At 72.4% G+C, this 15,252-nt stretch carries 17 protein-coding genes; 13 read left to right on the forward strand and 4 right to left on the reverse strand.

The genetic code is table 11. The annotated features are described in order from the left end of the window. Positions 1-26: 26 nt before the first annotated feature. Positions 27-944, reverse strand: a complete 918-nt coding sequence (locus ACZ619_RS12415) for an EamA family transporter (protein WP_469597588.1) — start codon at positions 942-944, stop codon at positions 27-29. 68 nt (positions 945-1,012) lie between these two features. On the opposite strand from ACZ619_RS12415, the gene ACZ619_RS12420 reads away from it, so the two are divergent. The 7 genes from ACZ619_RS12420 to ACZ619_RS12450 all read left to right on the forward strand — a co-directional run bounded on the left by ACZ619_RS12420 (position 1,013) and on the right by ACZ619_RS12450 (position 7,801). Beyond that, positions 1,013-1,870, forward strand: coding sequence for a LysR family transcriptional regulator (locus ACZ619_RS12420; protein ID WP_469597591.1), 858 nt, complete (start codon positions 1,013-1,015; stop codon positions 1,868-1,870). A gap of 118 nt (positions 1,871-1,988) precedes the next feature. Next, positions 1,989-2,639, forward strand: a complete 651-nt coding sequence (locus tag ACZ619_RS12425; protein ID WP_469597593.1) for a GntR family transcriptional regulator — start codon at positions 1,989-1,991, stop codon at positions 2,637-2,639. 65 nt (positions 2,640-2,704) lie between these two features. Continuing rightward, entirely contained in the window at positions 2,705-3,457 is a 753-nt protein-coding gene (locus ACZ619_RS12430; protein ID WP_469597596.1) for a PIG-L deacetylase family protein, read from the forward strand. Next, on the forward strand, positions 3,454-4,158 hold the full coding sequence (locus ACZ619_RS12435) for a 4-carboxy-4-hydroxy-2-oxoadipate aldolase/oxaloacetate decarboxylase (RefSeq protein ID WP_469597598.1): 705 nt from the start codon (positions 3,454-3,456) through the stop codon (positions 4,156-4,158). Before ACZ619_RS12430 ends, ACZ619_RS12435 begins: the two co-directional genes overlap by 4 nt. Continuing rightward, positions 4,155-5,282 carry a 4-oxalomesaconate tautomerase gene (locus ACZ619_RS12440; RefSeq protein ID WP_469597601.1) on the forward strand — a complete coding sequence of 376 codons (1,128 nt, stop codon included), beginning with the start codon at positions 4,155-4,157 and terminating at the stop codon, positions 5,280-5,282. Before ACZ619_RS12435 ends, ACZ619_RS12440 begins: the two co-directional genes overlap by 4 nt. After that, on the forward strand, positions 5,263-6,213 hold the full coding sequence (locus ACZ619_RS12445) for a catechol 2,3-dioxygenase (RefSeq protein ID WP_469597603.1): 951 nt from the start codon (positions 5,263-5,265) through the stop codon (positions 6,211-6,213). Before ACZ619_RS12440 ends, ACZ619_RS12445 begins: the two co-directional genes overlap by 20 nt. A 262-nt stretch (positions 6,214-6,475) precedes the next feature. After that, complete coding sequence (locus tag ACZ619_RS12450; RefSeq protein ID WP_469597605.1) at positions 6,476-7,801, forward strand: MFS transporter; 1,326 nt, start codon at positions 6,476-6,478, stop codon at positions 7,799-7,801. A gap of 58 nt (positions 7,802-7,859) precedes the next feature. On the opposite strand, the gene ACZ619_RS12455 is transcribed toward ACZ619_RS12450, so the two are convergent. The 3 genes from ACZ619_RS12455 to ACZ619_RS12465 form a co-directional block, all read right to left on the reverse strand. After that, positions 7,860-8,624 carry an XRE family transcriptional regulator gene (locus ACZ619_RS12455; protein WP_469597608.1) on the reverse strand — a complete coding sequence of 255 codons (765 nt, stop codon included), beginning with the start codon at positions 8,622-8,624 and terminating at the stop codon, positions 7,860-7,862. Between the two features lie 199 nt (positions 8,625-8,823). Further along, entirely contained in the window at positions 8,824-9,258 is a 435-nt protein-coding gene (locus ACZ619_RS12460; RefSeq protein WP_469597610.1) for an SH3 domain-containing protein, read from the reverse strand. Positions 9,259-9,387: 129 nt separating this feature from the next. Beyond that, positions 9,388-9,792, reverse strand: coding sequence for a cupin domain-containing protein (locus ACZ619_RS12465; RefSeq protein WP_469597612.1), 405 nt, complete (start codon positions 9,790-9,792; stop codon positions 9,388-9,390). Between the two features lie 223 nt (positions 9,793-10,015). On the opposite strand from ACZ619_RS12465, the gene ACZ619_RS12470 reads away from it, so the two are divergent. The 6 genes from ACZ619_RS12470 to ACZ619_RS12495 all read left to right on the forward strand — a co-directional run bounded on the left by ACZ619_RS12470 (position 10,016) and on the right by ACZ619_RS12495 (position 15,252). After that, positions 10,016-10,579 carry a carboxymuconolactone decarboxylase family protein gene (locus tag ACZ619_RS12470; RefSeq protein WP_469598210.1) on the forward strand — a complete coding sequence of 188 codons (564 nt, stop codon included), beginning with the start codon at positions 10,016-10,018 and terminating at the stop codon, positions 10,577-10,579. Between the two features lie 124 nt (positions 10,580-10,703). Then, the gene (locus tag ACZ619_RS12475) at positions 10,704-11,615 is read left to right on the forward strand and encodes a LysR family transcriptional regulator (RefSeq protein WP_469597613.1); all 912 of its coding nucleotides are present in this window, start codon (positions 10,704-10,706) and stop codon (positions 11,613-11,615) included. A gap of 112 nt (positions 11,616-11,727) precedes the next feature. Beyond that, complete coding sequence (locus ACZ619_RS12480; RefSeq protein WP_469597616.1) at positions 11,728-12,648, forward strand: VOC family protein; 921 nt, start codon at positions 11,728-11,730, stop codon at positions 12,646-12,648. A gap of 20 nt (positions 12,649-12,668) precedes the next feature. Next, complete coding sequence (locus ACZ619_RS12485; protein ID WP_469597619.1) at positions 12,669-14,117, forward strand: NAD-dependent succinate-semialdehyde dehydrogenase; 1,449 nt, start codon at positions 12,669-12,671, stop codon at positions 14,115-14,117. Beyond that, on the forward strand, positions 14,114-14,884 hold the full coding sequence (locus tag ACZ619_RS12490) for a fumarylacetoacetate hydrolase family protein (protein ID WP_469597622.1): 771 nt from the start codon (positions 14,114-14,116) through the stop codon (positions 14,882-14,884). The genes ACZ619_RS12485 and ACZ619_RS12490 overlap by 4 nt, the downstream gene beginning before the upstream one ends. Further along, positions 14,881-15,252: a VOC family protein gene (locus tag ACZ619_RS12495; RefSeq protein WP_355723483.1), complete on the forward strand. Its 372-nt coding sequence runs from the start codon at positions 14,881-14,883 to the stop codon at positions 15,250-15,252. Before ACZ619_RS12490 ends, ACZ619_RS12495 begins: the two co-directional genes overlap by 4 nt.

Below are 15,252 nucleotides of genomic sequence, written 5' to 3' on the forward strand. Positions count from 1 at the left end.
GGGCCGGTCGTGGCTGGTCGCGCGGTTCACCGCGCCCCTGAGGGGGCGCCTCGGTCGGCCCTCGTCGCGATGCTGACCGCGTTGGCGGCGACCACCGCCCCGATCGCCGCCCACTCCGCGGGCCCCAGGCCCTGCCCCAGCACCATCCACCCCACCACCGCCGCCAGGACCGGGTTGACGCTCATGAACAGGCCGAAGGTCTGGGCCGGGACCTTGCGCAGCGTCAGAAGGTCGGCCAGGTACGGCACCGCCGACGACAGCACGCCCGCCGCCACCGCGCACAGCACGGCCCCGGCCGTCGGCGGGTGCCGTACCGCCAGCACGATCCCGACCGGCAGGAACGTCAGCGCCGACACCGACGCCGCCGTCGCGGAACCCTGCGCCCCCGGGATCCGGCGGCCGACCGTCCGGTTGAGCAGGATGTACGCCGCCCAGCAGCACGCCGCGATCAGGCCCAGCCCCATTCCCGCGTAGTCCGCCGACGGCCGGGGGCGCATCAGCACCACCACCCCCGCCGCCGCCAGCACCGCGCACCCCGCGTCCAGCCGGCGGCGGGACGCGGCCAGCGCGACGGCGAGCGGGCCCAGGAACTCCAGGGTGACCGCCAGACCCAGGCCGATCCGGTCGATCGCGGTGTACAGGGTGAGGTTCATCGTGCCGAAGACCACCGCCAGCAGCAGCACCGGCCACCACTGCGGCCAGGTGAACGAGCGGGGGCGCGGGCGGCCGACGGCCACGAGGACGAGGGCGGCGACGTACTGCCGTACCGCCACCACGCCGAGCGGGCCGAGGACCGGGAAGGCCAGCGCGCCGATCGCCGCGCCGGTCTGGTTGGACAGGCCGCTGCCGAACATCGTCGCCACGCCGGCCAGGCGCCCCGGCGCGGGGAGCTCCGGGGCCGGGGAGGACACGGTCGTCGCGGGGCGTTCCAGAGTTCGTCGCATGACAGCAGAGTCCGCCCCGTCGGTACTTTCGAAAAATGCATCCAGCCCTCGATCTATACGATGTACGTATGGATGAGGTCGAGTTGCGGCAGTTGCGCTGTCTCGTCGCCATCGTCGACGAGGGCACCTTCACCGACGCGGCGATCGCCCTGGGGGTGTCCCAGGCGGCCGTCTCCAGGACCCTGGCGGGACTGGAACGGACGCTGGGCGTACGGCTGTTGCGGCGGACCTCGCGCGAGGTGACGCCGACCGCGACCGGGCTGCGGGTGGTGGAGCGGGCCCGGCGGGTGCTGGCGGACGTCGCCGACCTGGTCCAGGAGGCCGCCTCGGGGCACACCCGGCTGCGGATCGGGTACGCCTGGTCGGCCGTGGGGCGCCACACGGTGGCCTTCCAGCGGCGGTGGAGCGCCGCCCGTCCCGGCGTCGACCTGTATCTCGTCCGGGTGAACACGGCGTCCGCCGGGCTCGGCGAGGGCACCTGCGATCTCGCCGTCGTACGGCGCCCGCTGGAGGACCGGCGCTTCGACACGGCCATCGTGGGCCTGGAGCGACGGCTGTGCGCGATGGCCGCCGACGACCCGCTGGCCCGGCGCCGGTCCGTACGGCTCGCCGACCTCCGTGGCCGGATCCTTCTCGTCGACCGGCGGACCGGAACCACCACGCCCGAGCTGTGGCCGCCGGAGTCCCGTCCGGTCGTCGAGGAGACGCACGACGTCGACGACTGGCTCACCGTGATCGCGGCCGGGCGCGGGGTGGGCGTGACCGCCGAGTCGACCGCCAACCAGTACCCGAGGCCCGGCGTGGTGTACCGGCCGGTCCGGGACGCCGAACCCGTCGCCGTGCGGCTGGCCTGGTGGCGGGACGACCCGCACCCGCACCGGCAGGCCGTCGTGGAACTGCTCACCGAGCTCTACCGGGCCGGCTGAGCACCGGTCCGCCGGCGCGCTCGCGCGGGAATCGCGACGGCAATACGGCAGACAAAATTGTTGACAATCTTGTTTGGCTAGATTTACGTTCGACAGGCACTCACTCAGGGAGGGCACGATGCCGAAAGAAGCCCGTCCGACCACCGGAGAGCAGGCCAAGCAGCATGCGCTCGCGCTGCTGCGGCAGGCGATCCTGCACGGCGAGATGGCCCCGGCCCAGCGGCTGGTGGAGAACGAGCTCGCCGAGGAGTTCGGTGTGACACGGGCCAGCATCCGCGCGGCACTCATCGATCTGGAGGCCCAGGGACTGGTCGAGCGGATCCGCAACCGCGGCTCGCGGGTGCGGGTGGTGACCGTGGAGGAAGCGGTCGCGATCACGGAGTGCCGCATGGTCCTGGAAGGACTGTGCGCGGCCAAGGCGGCCGTCGCGGCCAGCGACGAACACCTCACCGAGCTCGCGGATCTCGGCGCGGCCATGACCAAGGCCGTCGCGGACGGCGAACCGGTCACCTACTCCGAGCTCAACCACGCACTCCACGACCTGATCCGGGAGATCTCCGGCCAGCAGACCGCCGTGGAACTGCTGGAGCGGCTGAACGCCCAACTGGTCCGGCACCGCTTCCAGCTGGCGCTGCGCCCGGGGCGTCCGCAGCAATCCCTGAACGAGCATCTGGCGATGATCGAGGCGATCAGGGCCAGGGATCCGCAGGCGGCCGAGGCGGCCGTCCGCGCCCACCTCACGAGCGTGATCGGAGCGCTGCGCGACTGACGCGGCCCTTCGCACGACGCCCGGGGTGGGTGGGCGCACACCTGTCCACCAAGGAGATTTCTGCAATGACCCACGCCAACGCGCCCGCCACCCCACCGCGATCCACCCTGGTCGTCACCGCGCACGCCGGGGACTTCGTGTGGCGGGCGGGCGGAGCCATCGCCCTGGCCGCGTCCCGGGGCGAGAGGGTCACCATCGCGTGTCTGACCTTCGGCGAGCGCGGCGAGTCCGCCAAGGCGTGGCGCGAGGGCAAGGGCCTGGAGGAGATCAAGGCGATACGCCGGGAGGAGGCGGAGAAGGCCGCCGCCGCCCTCGGCGCCGAGGTCCGCTTCTTCGACGCGGGCGACTACCCCCTGGTCGCCTCCGCCGAGCTGACCGACCAGCTGGTCGCCGTCTACCGCGAGACCCAGCCCGACGTCGTGCTGACCCACCCCGTCGACGACCCCTACAACGGCGACCACCCGGCCGCCAACCGCATGGCCCTGGAGGCGCGCATCCTCGCCCAGGCCATCGGCTACCCGGGCGAGGGCGACATCATCGGCGCCCCGCCGGTCTTCTACTTCGAGCCGCACCAGCCCGAGATGAGCGGCTTCCGTCCCGAGGTGCTCCTCGACATCACCGAGGTCTGGGAGACCAAGCGCAAGGCGATGGAGTGCCTCGGCGCCCAGCAGCACCTGTGGGCCTACTACACCGACCTCGCCGTCCGCCGGGGCGTGCAGCTCAAGCGCAACGCCGGCCCCAACCTGGGCCTGGCGCACTCCACCATGGCGGAGGCGTTCATGCGCCCGTTCCCGCAGATCGCGAAGGAGCTGGCATGAGCGGCGTGATCGTCACCGACCCGCCGAAGGCGGACCTGAAGGACGTCGACGCGCTGGCCGGCTTCGGCGTCGCCACCGTCAGCGAGGCGATGGGCCGGACCGGTCTGCTCGGCCCGCGTATCCGGCCCGTCCAGCAGGGCGTACGGGTCGCCGGCACGGCCGTGACCGTGCTCAGCTGGCCCGGCGACAACCTCATGATCCACGCGGCCGTCGAGCAGTGCGGCGAGGGCGACATCCTGGTCGTCACCACCACCTCGCCCTGCACGGACGGGCTGTTCGGCGAGCTGTTCGCGACCGCGCTGCAGCAGCGCGGGGTGCGCGGGGCCGTCCTCGGCACCGGCGTCCGCGACACCCAGGAGCTGCGGGACATGGGCTTCGCCGCCTGGTCCCGGGAGGTCTCCTCGCAGGGCACCGTCAAGGCCACCGGCGGCTCGGTCAACGTACCGATCGCCCTCGACGGCCAGGTGATCAACCCGGGCGACGCGATCCTCGCCGACGACGACGGTGTCGTGGTCGTACCCCGGGAGCGGGTCCGCGAGACGGTCGAGAAGTCCGAGGCCCGCGAGGCCAAGGAGGCCGCGACCCGCGCCGCCTTCATCGGCGGACAGCTCGGCCTGGACCGCTACGGACTGCGCGAGACCCTCCGGCGGCTCGGCGTCGAGTACAAGACGTACGCGGAGTACGAGGAGCGCACCACATGACCGGGCCCGCGGAGGTGCGCTGCATGCTGATGCGCGGCGGCACCTCCAAGGGCGCCTACTTCCTGGCCGGGGACCTGCCCGCCGACCCGGCGGCCCGCGACGACCTGCTGCTGCGGGTGATGGGCAGCCCCGACCCGCGCCAGATCGACGGCCTGGGCGGGGCGCACCCCCTCACCAGCAAGGTGGCGGTGGTCTCGGTGTCGGCCGATCCCGAGGCCGACGTCGACTACCTCTTCCTCCAGGTGGCCGTCGACCGGCCGGAGGTGACCGACCGCCAGAACTGCGGCAACATCCTGGCCGGGGTCGGCCCGTTCGCCGTGGAACGGGGGCTCGTGGCTCCCGGTGACGGCGAGACCTCGGTCCGTATCAGGATGCTCAACACCGGGGAGCGGGCGGTCGCCACCTTCCCCACCCCGGGCGGGCGCGTCGACTACACCGGCGACGCCGAGATCTCCGGGGTGCCCGGCACGGCCGCCCCGGTGGTGATCGAGTTCCCGGCCGGACGGAGCCCGCTGCTGCCCACCGGAAGCGTCCGCGACACCGTCGCCGGCATTACGGTGACCTGCGTCGACAACGGCATGCCGACGGTGCTCGTCGCCGCGGGCGACCTCGGGGTCACCGGGTACGAGGAGCCCGGGGACCTGGAGGAGGACCTGGCCCTCGCCGGCCGGCTGCACGAGATCCGGCTCGCGGCCGGGAAGCTGATGGGCCTCGGCGACGTCGAGAGCGCCACCGTGCCCAAGCTCAGCCTGCTCGCCGCGCCCCGCGACGGCGGCGCGGTCACCACCCGCACCTTCATCCCCGTCCGCTGCCACACCTCGATCGGTGTCCTCGGCGCCGCGAGCGTGGCGGCCGGCCTCCGGCTGCCCGGCGGCGTGGGGGAGGGGATGGCACGGCTCCCGGAGCAGGGCGACCGGATCCGCATCGAACACCCCACCGGATTCCTGGAGATCGACACCAGCGTCGACCCCGGGTCCGACGGCACCCCGCCGGCCGCCCGCCGCACCGCGGTCGTCCGCACCGCCCGCAAGATCTTCGACGGCACCGTCTTCCCCCGTGCCGCCGGTCCGACCCCCGCACCCGTACGACCCCAAGGAGGCAACGATGGCTCCGCCCCTCGGTGACATCGCCCATATCGGCCACGCCCAGCTGTTCACCCCGGACCTGGACGCCAGTGTCGCCTTCTTCACCGACTACCTCGGACTGACCGTCAACGGCCAGGACGGCGACACCGTCTACCTGCGCGCCTTCGACGACTACGAGCACCACAGCCTGGTCCTCACCGCCCGCGAACAGCCCGGCCTCGGCCGGCTCGCGCTGCGCACCTCCAGCGAGGAGGCACTGCACCGCAGGGTCGGGGCGATCGAGGAGGCGGGCGGCACCGGGCACTGGACCGAGGACGAGCCCGGCCTCGGCAAGCTCTACGTCACCACCGACCCGGACGGCCACGAGCACGCCCTCTACTGGGAGAGCGAGTACTACCGGGCCCCCGACGAGCTCAGGCCCGCGCTGAAGAACCAGCCGCAGGCCAAGCCCAACCGGGGCGTCGGCGTGCGCCGCCTGGACCATGTGAACTTCCTGGCCGCCGACGTGCTCGCCAACGCGGAGTTCCAGGAACAGGTGCTCGGCGCCCGGCCCACCGAGCAGATCCGGCTCGACACCGGCAAGGTCGCGGCCCGCTGGCTGACCTTCACGAACAAGTCGTACGACGTCGTGTACACCTCGGACTGGACCGGCTCCGAGGGGCGGCTGCACCACATCGCCTTCGCGACCGACACCCGCGAGGACGTGCTGCGCGCGGCCGATCTCGCCATCGACACCGGCGTGTTCATCGAGACCGGCCCGCACAAGCACGCCATCCAGCAGACGTTCTTCCTGTACGTCTACGAGCCGGGCGGCAACCGCATCGAGCTCTGCAACCCGCTCACCCGGCTGGTGCTGGCGCCCGACTGGCCGCTGATCACCTGGACCGAGGCCGAGCGGGCCAAGGGACAGGCCTGGGGGCTGAGGACGATCGAGTCCTTCCACACCCACGGGACGCCCCCGGTGGGCTGACCAGGGCTCGGATTCCGGCCGATCGGGGGGTGGGTGACGCGTCGACGCGCGTCCCCGCCCCCCTTTGCCACCTGGGGTTTTCACCCGTCGCGCAGGGTGTCGTGGCCGGTGTCCGGATTGTTGCTGAGATTGTTGACAAAAGCGTTGACACTCCAGATCGCGATCCTTAACGTCTAGCGCACCAAGGGTCAGCCGCACGAGCCGCGCGGCCCGCTCATTGATCCCCTCCAGGGAACGCCTCCTGGACGAGAGGAAAACAAAGATGTCCTCCTCCCCCGCCCTGTCCGCCCGCGGCAGCAAACTGGCTCTGCTCGTCGTCGGTCTGTGCTGGCTGGCCGTGCTCTTCGACGGTCTCGACATGTTCATCTACGGCTCGGTGCTGCCCCACCTGCTGGAGACCAAGACCTTCGGCCTCACCCCGGACCGGGCCGGCGACCTCGGCTCCTACGCCACCTTCGGCATGCTGGTGGGCGCCCTGACCGCGGGCACGGTCGCGGACCGGATCGGCCGCAAGCAGCTGATGATCGGCTGCGTCACGCTGTTCTCGCTCGCCTCCGGCGTCTGCGCGATATCGGGCAGCGTGGCGGTCTTCGGCCTCGGCCGCACGCTGGCCGGCGTCGGCCTCGGCGGCCTGCTGCCGACCGCGATCAGCATGGTCTCCGACTACGCCAGGGGCGGCCGGATCGCCATCACCATCGGCCTGCTGATGACCGCGCACCACGCGGGCGGCATCCTCTCCGCGTACGTCGCCAAGTGGCTGGTCGAGCCGGTCGGCTGGCGCTCCGCCTTCTGGGTCTGCGTGCTCCCGCTGCTCTTCGTCCCCGTCCTGATGAAGCTGCTGCCCGAGTCGCTGAGCTTCCTGGTCGCCAAGGGCCGCACCGAGGAGGCCTCCGCCCTGGCCGAGCGCTACGAGGTCGAGCTGCCCGCCGTCGCCGCCAGGAAGAGCGCGGCCGACCGCTGGGACGCGCTGCTCGGCCTGTTCCGCGGCGGCGAGTGGATCCAGACCCTGCTCTACTGGTTCGCCTCCTTCGGCGGCCTGCTCCTCGTCTACGGCGTCGCCACCTGGCTGCCCACCCTGATGCGCACCGAGGGCTACGAGCTGGCCAACGCCCTGACCTTCGTCGTCGTCTTCAACCTCGGCGGCATCGTGGGCATGCTGCTCGCCGGCCGGGCCGCCGACAGGTTCGGCGCCCCGCGCATCGCCGCGGTCTGGTTCGCCCTCACCGCCCTCGGCGTCTACCTGCTCAGCGTCCACATGCCGATGGGCGTGACCACGGTGGTCGTCTTCCTCACCGGTGTCTTCCTCAACAGCGCCCAGACGATGATCTACGCGACCGTCTCCATCCGCTCCACCCCGGACAACCGCGCCACCGCCGTCGGCTGGACCTCGGGCATGGGCCGCTTCGGCGCCGTCTTCGGCCCGTGGCTCGGCGGCCAGCTGCTCGCCGCGGGCAACGGCGACTTCGGCTTCACCGCCTTCGCGCTGGCCGGCGTCTCCTCGATGGTCTTCATCGGCATCGCCGCCCTGCGCTCGGCCAGGCAGCCGCAGGCCGGCAGCGACCGGGAGGAACTGGTCGCCGCACACTGACCGGTACCCGCCGACCGGTCCGGCGCCGCGCCCGTGGAAGGGGCGCGGCGCCATGCCGTCACTCCTCGATGTCGGGCTCGGGCTCCAGCCCGGTGCAGGCGAGCCGCCCCTCGACATCGGCGCACGCCTCCACGCCCCGGGGCGTCGGCACCGCCAGCATCGGGCTGGTGTAGCCGGCGGAGTCCTGGGCCGGATAGCTCGCCGAGAGCACGTCCTGCCCGGCCCGCACCGAGACCTCCCGGGCGTGCGGGGCGCGCAGCCGCACCTCCGACCAGGCGGTCCCGCAGGCGGGGGAGTAGCGCAGCCGGACGTCGTAGGCGGTGTCGGTGACCGTGCTCTTGGTCTGTGCGTCCCGGGCGCACGCCGAGGTGTCCGGCAGCTCGCCCTGGCAGGAGCGGCCCTGGCAGCGCGGGGCCCCCGGCACCGGCTGCGCGGCCGGTGCGCCCCGCCGGTCCGACACGGTGACCGCGGCCGCCGTCACCCCGGCCACGGCGAGCAGGGCGAGCGCGGTCAGCCGTTGCCGCCGGCGGTGCCCGGGCCGGGGCGCCTGCCGGGCGGGTTCGGCGGCCGGCGGCCCCTCGGCGGCCTCGCACCGCGCGAGTACGGCGGCCGGGTCCGCGCCCGCGAGCCGTGCCAGGGCCTCGACAGCCGGGCGCGGTGGCCGTTTGGCGCCGGAGAGATAGCGGTGCCAGGCGGACTTGCTGTACGGGGTGCGGGCGGCCAGCGCGGCCAGGCTCAGGCCCGTACGCTCCTTCAGCTCGCGCAGGCCCGCCGCCGGGGACGCATCCGGTGGCGTGGTGGCCGCTCCTTCGGGGTGCCGCATGTCGCGTGCCTCGACTTCATTCCGCTATGGGCGTTTCGCCCCTGTTGTCGGGATGGCTTCCCGGGTGGACCCGGTCCGCAATCGGCGTACAGGTGTGAAGACGGTGAGGCGGGCGGCGCACGTCGAAGGCCTGTTCGGGAACCCCGAGATCCCCGAACAGGCCTGTGCGGTCAGCGGGCGCGGCGCGGCCGGGCGGCCGTCAGCACCACGGGACGGCGCGGCCGACCCGGACGTAGCGGGCGGAGACGTACCCCGTGCGGTGCGGGAGCCGGTACCAGGCGTGGTTGCCGCGCACCGGGCCGCCGTACGTCTCGCAGACCACCGGGAGCAGCCGGTTGTCGCGGCGGTGGCCGACCACGCGGTAGCCGGTGCCCGGGCCGGAGCGGACGTTCAGACGGACGTGGTGCGTGGTCACCCGGCCCACGGTGCGGTGGGTCCGGGACGTGTGGTGCCGGCGCGGGTGATCGGGGACCGCGACCGGGGCGGGCAGGGGGTGGTGGCCGTGGAGCCGCACGATGCCCTGCGGCGCGGGGACCGGTGCGGCGGCGCTCGCGGTGGCCGCCCCCGCCGTGGGCAGGAACGCGAACGCCGCGACCGTGGCCAGCAGGCCGCTCTTCAGGATCCGACGGGTCATGGAAACCTCCGGGCTGTCGTTCTCGTGACCACGAGGCGTGACCACGCATCGGAGGATTGCCGTGACGGGCCGTCACCATGTCGTCCCCGCGTGCCCTGGGACGCCCGGGACGTCCCCTGGAACGCCCGGTCAGCCCATCTGGTCCGCCGCGGACAGGTGCTCGACCGTCCGCCCCGTCTCCGTGAAGGTCCGGGTGACGTGTCCCGACGAGTACACCCACAGGATCCGCAGCGGGGTGTCACCGACGTTGCGGAACAGGTGCGGGACGGGGGACGGGACGTAGGTGGTGTCGAACCGCTCCAGCCGGGTCACCTCGCCGTCCACCCAGACCTCCGCCTCGCCCTCCAGGACGGTCACGTGCTCGTCGCAGTTGTGCGAGTGCAACGGCGCCCCGGAACCCACCGGGTAGACACTCATCCCGCTGGTGATGAGGTTCTCCCCGCCCGCCGAGGGCGTGGTGATCAGGGGGGTCGTCACCACCGCGCCGCCCCGGTCGAGCAGGGGCACGGACGCGGCTTTGATGATCGTCGTCATCGGGGGATTCCTCTCCGCTGCCAGGTGGTACGCCGACCGACGGTAGGCCGCCCGCGCGCGAACGGGTGCCCCCTGGCGTGCAGTTTTACCTTGCGCTCCGGGAGGTGTGAGCGCCCGCGGAGCGGCTGTAGCGTCACCTGGCGTCGCGACCACCCACAGGGCGCGCCGGACAGAAAAGGCAGGTGTCGGCCTCATGAGGCTCCCCGTTCTCAGTGAAGACGCGATGGACCCGCGGCAGCGGGAGCTGGCCGCCCGGATCGCGGGCCGGCGCGGCGCCGTGCGCGGCCCGTTCCGGGTCTGGCTGCACAGCCCGGAGATGTGCGAACGCGCGGAGTCCCTCGGCGCCTTCGCCCGCTTCGACTGCAGCCTTCCCGAGCACCTGCGCGAACTGACGCTGCTGATGGCCGCCCGCAACTGGGACGCCCAGTACTCCTGGAACGCCCACGTCCACCGGGCCATCGGGGCCGGCGTCCCGGAGGCCGCCGTACGGGCCATCGCCGAGAAGCGCCCGGCGGTCTTCGACGACCCGGCCGACCAGGCCTTCTACCAGTTCTGCCGGGAGATCCTGGAGGAGCACTTCGTCACCGACGAGACCTTCGCCCGCGCCCACGAGCACTTCGGGGCCAGGGGGCTGGTCGACACGATCGGCGCGCTCGGCAACTTCACCATGCTCGGCATGTGCCTCAACACCTTCCAGGTCGACCTCCAGGCCGACCGGGAACCGCCCTTCCCCGACGTCCGCGGCTACGGCCGGGTCGTCCCCGAGAGCAGCGCGTCCATGCCCTGACCAGGTGACACGGCGGTCACATCGAGGCCGTTCCTTTGGACGGCAAGAAGGTTGACAGGATTGCCGACATTCGATTTGTGTGGGTGACCAGCGCGAGCGAGCCGCACGCGCGTTCGGAGGAAAAATGGATCGCTTGCTCCTCATGCACAGCTTCGTCACCGTCGCCCAGGTCGGCAGTTTCAGCGGAGCCGCCAAGAAACTCGGCTCGTCCGGCTCCCTGGTGTCGCGGCACGTGGCGGAACTGGAGCGGCAGATCGGCGTCCGCCTGGTCAACCGCACCGCCCGCTCCGTCAGCCTCACCGAGCCCGGCCAGCGCTACGCCCAGTTCGCCGCCCGCATCCTCGACGAGATCGAGGCCGAGGACGCCGGCATCGCACAGCGCCACGACCGGCCCGAGGGGACCCTCAGCGTCATCTGTCCCAAGTGGATCGGCAGCCTGGACCTCGGGGACGCCATCGCGGCGTTCTCGGCGGCCCATCCGAAGATCCAGGTCCGCTTCGAGCTCGGCGGCATGTCGGACCGCACCTACGACTTCCTGGACAGCGGGTTCGACGTCGCCTTCCACACCCGCGACCTCAGGGACTCCAGCGTCCGGCTGAAGAAGATCTCCTCGCTGCCGTTCGTGCTGTGCGCCTCCGAGGAGTACGTCGAGCGGCACGGCGAACTCACCCACCCCAACGACCTGGCCGCCCACGACTGCCTGGTCCACCTGAACGACCCGGTGTGGCGGATCGGCCACGGACACGCCAGCACCCTGCACAAGATCCGCAACATCGCGTTCTCGTCCAACTCCTACATCGCCCTGCAGAAGGCGGCGGTGCACGGCCGCGGTATCGCGCTGCTGCCCCAGCGCCCGGTCTACGACGACGTGGTCACCGGCGCCCTGCGGGTGCTGCTGCCCGAACTCGCCGTACCCGACCGCCCGCTGTACGCGATCTACGGCCCCGGGCAGGACACCCCGCGCAAGATCAGCGTGTTCCTGGACTTCCTCGCCGAGTGGTTCTCGCAGAACCCGATTCCCGCGATCCGGCCGTAGCCCGGGCGGCGCGAGCCGCAAGAAACGCTTGCGCATTCCGTAGAGCTCAGGCCATTGATGCCCTCGCGAGGCGAAACCTACGCTCGCGAGGCGACCCGGAAACGAGGAATCCATGGGAATCCAGAGAATCGAATCGGTCACGTACGGCATCGGCGACCTCGGCGAATGCGTCCGTTTCTTCGACGACTTCGGCCTGTCGATGATCGAGCGGACCGACGAGCACGCGGTGTTCGCGACCCGCACCGGCCAGACCCTCCACCTCGACACCCGGCCCGGTCCGTCGCTGCCGCCCCCGGTGGAGGACGGACCCACGCTCCGCGAGGTGGTCTGGGGCGTCGACACCCCCGGGGAACTGGCGCGGCTGGCGGCCGAGGCGGCCCGGGACCGCGAGGTCCGCGAGAGCGCCGACGGCGTCCACCACACCGTCGACGAGACCGGCTTCGGCGTCGGCCTGACCCTGGCCCGCCCCCGGCCCGCCGCGGTCACGCCCCGCCCGTCCAACACCCTCGGCAGCGTCGCACGCTGGAACACCGCGCTGGAGCCGATCACCCGGGGCCGCCCGCTGCGCATGTGCCACGTCGCCCTGAACATCCCCGAGCAGGGCCGCGAGAGGGCCGTCGCCTTCTACGTCGACCGGCTCGGCTTCCGCCCGACCGACGTCGTCGAACCGATGGGCGTCTTCATGCAGGCCCCCGGCGACGACGACCAGCACACCATGCTGCTGTGCCACCGCCCCGACAAGGCGGGCGTCAACCACATTGCCTACGAGGTGCCCGGCTTCGACGACGTCGTCGAGGGCGGCAACCACATGATCGAGCGGGGCTGGCGGGAGGCCCGCAGACTCGGCCGGCACACCATCGGCTCCAACGTCTTCCGCTTCCTGCACGCCCCGTGCGGCGGCCGCGTCGAGTACGCCGCCGACATGGACCGGGCCGACGAGAACTACGGCACCCGGGTCCACGAGACGACCCCGCCGCACCACATCTGGGCCCTGCGCACCAACCGCGACCAGGAAGCCCCGACCGCGTCCTGACCCTGAGAGGGCACCCCTTCATGACCACCGACCACGGCTATCCCGCCGTCCGCATGTACATAGCGGGCGAGTGGTGCCAGGGCGGCTCCGGACGGACCGCCCCCGTCGTCAACCCCGCCACCGAGGAACAGGTCGGCGAGGTCCCGCTCGCCACCGCCGCCGACCTCGACCGCGCCCTCGCGGCGGCCGACGAGGGCTTCCGGGTGTGGCGGGCGACCCCGATCGCCGAACGCTCCGCGATCCTCGACCGCGCCGCCTGCCTCATCGCCGACCGCGCCGCCGCCATCGGCCGGGTGATGACCCTGGAGCAGGGCAAGACCCTCGCCGAGGCCACCGGCGAGGCCCGGCGCACGGCCGACACCCTGCGCTGGCACGCCGAGGACGCCCGCCGCGCGTACGGCCGGATCGTCCCGGCCGCCCCCGGCACCGTCCTCACCGTCCGCCGCGAGCCCGCCGGGCCCGTCGCCGCCTTCGTGCCCTGGAACTTCCCGGTCGGCGGCCCCAACCGCAAGATCTCCTCGGCCCTCGCGGCCGGCTGCTCCCTCGTCATCAAGGCCTCCGAGGAGACCCCGGCGACGGCCGCCGCCCTGGTCGGGTGCTACGCGGACGCCGGACTGCCCGCGGGCGTGCTCAACCTGGTCTTCGGCGAACCCGCCGAGGTCTCGGCCCACCTCATCGCCTCCCCGGTCACCCGCGTGATCGCCTTCACCGGCTCGGTGCCCGTCGGCAAGCTGCTGGCCGCCGAGGCCGGCAAGGTCATGAAGCCCGCCCTGATGGAGCTGGGCGGCCACGCCCCGGTGATCGTCTGCGCCGACGCCGACCCCGCACAGGCCGCCCGGCGCGCCGCCCGGGCCAAGTTCTTCAACGCCGGCCAGGTCTGCACCTCGCCCAGCCGCTTCCTCGTCCACGAGTCCCTGGCCGAGGACTTCACCGCCGAGTTCGTGAAGGCCGCCGAGGCCGTCGTCGTCGGCGACGGCCTGGCCCCGGGCACCACCATGGGCCCGCTCGCCAACGAGCGCCGACTGCGGTCGACCGAGCGGCTCACCGCCGACGCGGTGGCCAAGGGCGCCACGGTCCGCACGGGCGGCGAACGGCTCGACCGCCCCGGCTACTTCTTCGCGCCGACCGTCCTCACCGACGTACCGGCGGACGCGGACGTGCTGTCCGAGGAACCCTTCGGACCGCTGGCCCCGATCGTGCCGTTCACCGACCTCGACGACGCCCTCGCCACCGCCAACTCGCTCCCGTACGGCCTGGCGGCCTACGGCTTCACCCGGTCGGCCGCCACCGCCGAGAAGCTCTCCGCCGGGCTGGAGGCCGGCATCCTCTCCCTCAACCACTGCGGCGGCTCGGTGCACGAGGCCCCCTCGGGCGGGGTCAAGGAGAGCGGGTACGGCCGCGAGGGCGGGCCCGAGGCGCTGGACGCCTACCTGGTCACCAAGCGCGTCTCCCACCTGCTGACACCATGAGGTACGCACGCGTGTCCATCGACGGCCGGCCGGTCTGGGGACGGGTGGGGGAGAAGGACGTCGAACTGCTCTCCGGCTCCCCGCTGGAGGGCGCCTTCGACGTCCTCGGCACGGTCCCCGTGACGGACGCCGTCTGGCTGCCGCCCGTCGTACCGGGCGTGTTCTACGCCGTCGGACACAACTACCCCCGGCACATCGCGCACGCCGGCGCCGCCACCCCCGAGCGCCCCGAGGTCGGCTACCGGGCCAACAACGCGCTCACCGGACACGGTTCGCCGATCGTGCGGCCCGCCGAGGTGACCGGACGCTTCGAGGCCGAGCCCGAACTCGTCGCCGTCATGGGCCGCACCCTCCGCCACGCCGACCATGCCGGGGCCCGCGCGGGCGTGTTCGGCTGGACCATCGGCAACGACGTCAGCGCCCGCACCTGGCAGCACCAGGACCGCTCCTTCTGGCGCAGCAAGAACAGCGACACGTTCAAGCCCATGGGCCCCTGGATCGAGACCGACGTCGACGCGCTCGCCCAGCGAACCACCCTGCGCGTCAACGGCGAGGTCCGGGCCGCGTTCCCGACCGGGGACATGGTCTTCGACCCCTACGACCACATCGTCGAGATCACCCGGCACATCACCCTGCACCCCGGTGACGTGCTGTGGATGGGCGCCGAGTCCACCTGCCAACTGGAGCCCGGCGACACCGTGGACGTCGAGATCAGCGGCATCGGCGTGCTGTCCAACCCCGTACACCTGGAAGGGAACCACTCATGAGCGCGGAACCCCGCTACATCCACCACGTCAACTTCCCCACCACCGACCCCGACCGCACCGCGGCCTGGTACACCAAGGTCTTCGGGATGAAGCGGATCCAGCCCAAGTCCAACACCCGTGTGGTGCTGATGACCCGGGGCAACTTCGACCTCCACTTCACCCCGGTCGAGGAGATGGAGCGCATGGCGCCCTACCACTTCGCCGTCGAGGTCGACGACTGGGACGACTTCCTGGCCCACCTCACGGAACTGGGCATCCGGCACACCCGGCCGATCGAACGCCCCGAGAACCAGTCCAAGTTCTGCTACATCCACGACCCCGACCACACCATGATCGAGCTCGTCCACCACGGCCGCCGCCCCAACTAA

Source organism: Streptomyces sp. NPDC104367, assembly GCF_055583825.1.

Coding starts and splice junctions, on each gene's coding strand:
- ACZ619_RS12415 (WP_469597588.1), bottom strand. CDS start 944: ATGCGACGAACTCTGGAACGCCCCGCGACGACCGTGTCCTCCCCGGCC.
- ACZ619_RS12420 (WP_469597591.1), top strand. CDS start 1,013: ATGGATGAGGTCGAGTTGCGGCAGTTGCGCTGTCTCGTCGCCATCGTC.
- ACZ619_RS12425 (WP_469597593.1), top strand. CDS start 1,989: ATGCCGAAAGAAGCCCGTCCGACCACCGGAGAGCAGGCCAAGCAGCAT.
- ACZ619_RS12430 (WP_469597596.1), top strand. CDS start 2,705: ATGACCCACGCCAACGCGCCCGCCACCCCACCGCGATCCACCCTGGTC.
- ACZ619_RS12435 (WP_469597598.1), top strand. CDS start 3,454: ATGAGCGGCGTGATCGTCACCGACCCGCCGAAGGCGGACCTGAAGGAC.
- ACZ619_RS12440 (WP_469597601.1), top strand. CDS start 4,155: ATGACCGGGCCCGCGGAGGTGCGCTGCATGCTGATGCGCGGCGGCACC.
- ACZ619_RS12445 (WP_469597603.1), top strand. CDS start 5,263: ATGGCTCCGCCCCTCGGTGACATCGCCCATATCGGCCACGCCCAGCTG.
- ACZ619_RS12450 (WP_469597605.1), top strand. CDS start 6,476: ATGTCCTCCTCCCCCGCCCTGTCCGCCCGCGGCAGCAAACTGGCTCTG.
- ACZ619_RS12455 (WP_469597608.1), bottom strand. CDS start 8,624: ATGCGGCACCCCGAAGGAGCGGCCACCACGCCACCGGATGCGTCCCCG.
- ACZ619_RS12460 (WP_469597610.1), bottom strand. CDS start 9,258: ATGACCCGTCGGATCCTGAAGAGCGGCCTGCTGGCCACGGTCGCGGCG.
- ACZ619_RS12465 (WP_469597612.1), bottom strand. CDS start 9,792: ATGACGACGATCATCAAAGCCGCGTCCGTGCCCCTGCTCGACCGGGGC.
- ACZ619_RS12470 (WP_469598210.1), top strand. CDS start 10,016: ATGGACCCGCGGCAGCGGGAGCTGGCCGCCCGGATCGCGGGCCGGCGC.
- ACZ619_RS12475 (WP_469597613.1), top strand. CDS start 10,704: ATGGATCGCTTGCTCCTCATGCACAGCTTCGTCACCGTCGCCCAGGTC.
- ACZ619_RS12480 (WP_469597616.1), top strand. CDS start 11,728: ATGGGAATCCAGAGAATCGAATCGGTCACGTACGGCATCGGCGACCTC.
- ACZ619_RS12485 (WP_469597619.1), top strand. CDS start 12,669: ATGACCACCGACCACGGCTATCCCGCCGTCCGCATGTACATAGCGGGC.
- ACZ619_RS12490 (WP_469597622.1), top strand. CDS start 14,114: ATGAGGTACGCACGCGTGTCCATCGACGGCCGGCCGGTCTGGGGACGG.
- ACZ619_RS12495 (WP_355723483.1), top strand. CDS start 14,881: ATGAGCGCGGAACCCCGCTACATCCACCACGTCAACTTCCCCACCACC.